This is a genomic window from Leyella stercorea (genome assembly GCF_021531355.1).
GTDB lineage: Bacteria > Bacteroidota > Bacteroidia > Bacteroidales > Bacteroidaceae > Prevotella.
Genome location: NZ_JADYTS010000134.1, coordinates 1 through 2,755 on the forward strand (window position 1 = coordinate 1; position 2,755 = coordinate 2,755).

Annotated in this window: 2 protein-coding genes; both read right to left on the reverse strand. The window is 40.9% G+C overall.

Annotated elements, in window-relative coordinates:
• Nucleotides 1-231: 231 nt before the first annotated feature.
• Nucleotides 232-1,278, reverse strand: coding sequence for an IS110 family RNA-guided transposase (locus I6E38_RS14530; protein WP_007896893.1), 1,047 nt, complete (start codon nucleotides 1,276-1,278; stop codon nucleotides 232-234).
• 266 nt (nucleotides 1,279-1,544) lie between these two features.
• On the reverse strand, nucleotides 1,545-2,597 hold the full coding sequence (locus I6E38_RS14535; RefSeq protein WP_007896891.1) for an IS110 family transposase: 1,053 nt from the start codon (nucleotides 2,595-2,597) through the stop codon (nucleotides 1,545-1,547).
• Nucleotides 2,598-2,755: the final 158 nt, after the last annotated feature.

Here is a 2,755-nt window from a genome sequence, read left to right on the forward strand (position 1 = left end):
GATTCCTAAGACATCACCAAATTTTTGAGAGCTTTTTTGTGTTAAAATAAGCAAAATTGCCCCCAGAAAGCATATAGTCATACCTACCCCTGTAGCAGAAGAAGACATTTTTTGACTTTTCTGTTACAAAAAAAACGATACGGAACTCTTTCTTTTAATAGCTTTTTGCTCGATTCCTAATTAGTTATCCGTATCTGTCCTCACAAGACTATAAGAGACAATGGTACATTGTCATAGTTCACTTGCTTTGGACTTTTCAATATGTAAGTTCTTTCTGTCGTCAGAGGTGTTCAACACTTCCCATTTTCTCTTTTGCTTGCCTATGGCAAACATTCTGCAAATGAGCTTAAACTTGACGGCATTCAATGCCTTACGCTTAGTATCAGAATCTTTTCTGCCTCCTAACTTTCGATTATAAAACATTTGCATTTCCACATCGTACTCAACAGCTCTCAATGCCGCCATAGACAGGTCAGCTTTCACTTGACCGTTACAGTGTGCGGAAGGTCGGGCACGCCATTTCACACTGGTACCAGAAGTGTGACTGCATGGAGCTACGCCAACATATCTCGCATATTGCCGAGCTGTGTCAAAAGCGGTAAAGTTTCGTGTGATGGCAATTATGTTTGTTGCATTGACAAAACCAATTCCTGGTATCGTCAACAGATTCTGAAAAGTGTCAAAGACATCTTCCTCCTTGGACATTAATTCACACTCTTCCTGATCTATCTTCTCAATGTCATGATTGAGCTTTTTAATGTAGCTCTCATACATGGCAGAATCCTCTTTCGTTTCAAACATCTGCATTCGGTTCATAAAGTTTGTCCGTTGCTCCACAAGGAACTTACGCTCATTGACAAGTTGCTTCAATTGTTGCATAGCCTTGCTTGGCAACTTGTATGGCTTGGCACATTCCGTGCCATCATAACGATAGAGGAAGTCAGCTATCTTTGCAGAGTCATTCTTGTCTCGCTTATCTATTGTCCCCATAGGATGATGTTTTACTATACGTGTACTAAGCATACAGAAAGAGTAATTCTTGGACGTGAGGAATTTTTCCAAGTCCAAGGAGTAGCAACCTGTAAATTCCATGCCAAACAGGGCTTGGGAAAGTACCACACGGCTCTTTTTGAGCCATGAGCACATATCGCCAAATCCCTTGCGAGTGTTGTTGAACACCTCATGAGGGAACATTTTGATGTTGGTGTCCTCACGAAATATAGATACATCTATGACATTTTTAGAGATGTCAATGCCTACAAATGATTTATTTTTCATATCTTTGCACCGCTTTACGAAAGGAACTCTCTATGTCAGGATAAGCCAAATCTTTTAAAAGCTGGGACGGACAGCTAATTCCCTAAAAGGCACTGAGTCTGACATTTCGGGCAGAGGAGACTATATCAAGGGAAAGGGCTTTGCCTAAGATTAAAAAGTTCACTACCTCTGTCTGGAGTTCCTTCCTTTTGAGGATTCCTCGCAAAGGTAGTGCCAAAAGCAACCAAGAGACTCTATCATGGTATAGTGATGGTCTTAAAACACTGTTAGTTCACTCCTGGTTGCTTGTTTTTCCCATTTCGATAATTGTCCGTCTCCACATACGGAGTACCTCGTTTTATAACGGCAAACATACGGAGTATCATCTTAAACTTGATTGCATTAAACACTATTCCACTGCATTTCTCCTTTCTCTTGCGTTCCCAGTAATCTCTGATGTTCGGAATGTGCTGCATGCAAACCAAACAGGCAATGGACAAATCTGCCTTTGCCTGTTTAAAACCTTTCTTAGAGACTGACGAGCCTTTTCTCACAGATGTACCAGATTCTTTCTTGAAAGGAGCGACACCAATATAGCAAGCGTATTTACGTGGGTTATCTATTGCCATGAAGTTTTCGGTCAAGACAATGGTTTCAAGTGCGACAACACGCCCAATACCAGGTATTGATGTCAGCAGGGAAAAGTTCTTGCTGATGTCCGCATCTTCTTTTATGTACATGTCAATTTCATTGTCTATGCCTTTAAGTGCATCATTGAGCGTTTTAAGTTGCCCATTCTTACGTTCCACAGACAAATCTGTGTCATACGCACATATATCATGAAGCTGCTGCTTGTAAAGGACTGACTGCTTGACTGTCTGCTTGCGTTCCGCCAAAAGCCTCTTCAACTTAAAATATACAGGAGAAGGAAGTTTTGATGGGTTGCGAAGAATCTTTCTGTGGTTCTGCTCACAGTAAATGGCTATGCGGAAAGAATCAAGCTCGTCAGTCTTGATGCGGTCGAGCGAACGCAGTCCATCATCCAAGTCTGGCTCAAAGCGATGCATCTTGCGAGGTTCCACCATCCTATAAATATAATGTTTCTCTTCCAACCACAGTCTAAAGTTTTGGGTGTAAAGTCCTGTATATTCCATACAGAACAAGACTATATCAAACCCCTTGCTTACCTTTGCCACCCATGAACCAATTTTCTTGAAACCTGCATTGTTGTTGCTCACCTTTATATGGGCTTTCTTCCAATCAATGCTTTCTCCGTCATAATAAGCAAGGTCGAGAGTCTGCTTTGAGACATCCACGCCTATGTAAAGTTCTTTATCCATAATTTTGACATTTAATAGTTAAATGGAATCAAGAAAGTTGGCTGGATTATATAAGGACTATGACATGAGAAAGGGCATACCTTGAAAGAAAGATAGTTCACCTTAACACCCATTAACCAAATATCCTAACTTGATTCCTGGGTGCAAAGGTAAAAGAA

Coding starts and splice junctions, on each gene's coding strand:
- I6E38_RS14530 (WP_007896893.1), bottom strand. CDS start 1,278: ATGAAAAATAAATCATTTGTAGGCATTGACATCTCTAAAAATGTCATA.
- I6E38_RS14535 (WP_007896891.1), bottom strand. CDS start 2,597: ATGGATAAAGAACTTTACATAGGCGTGGATGTCTCAAAGCAGACTCTC.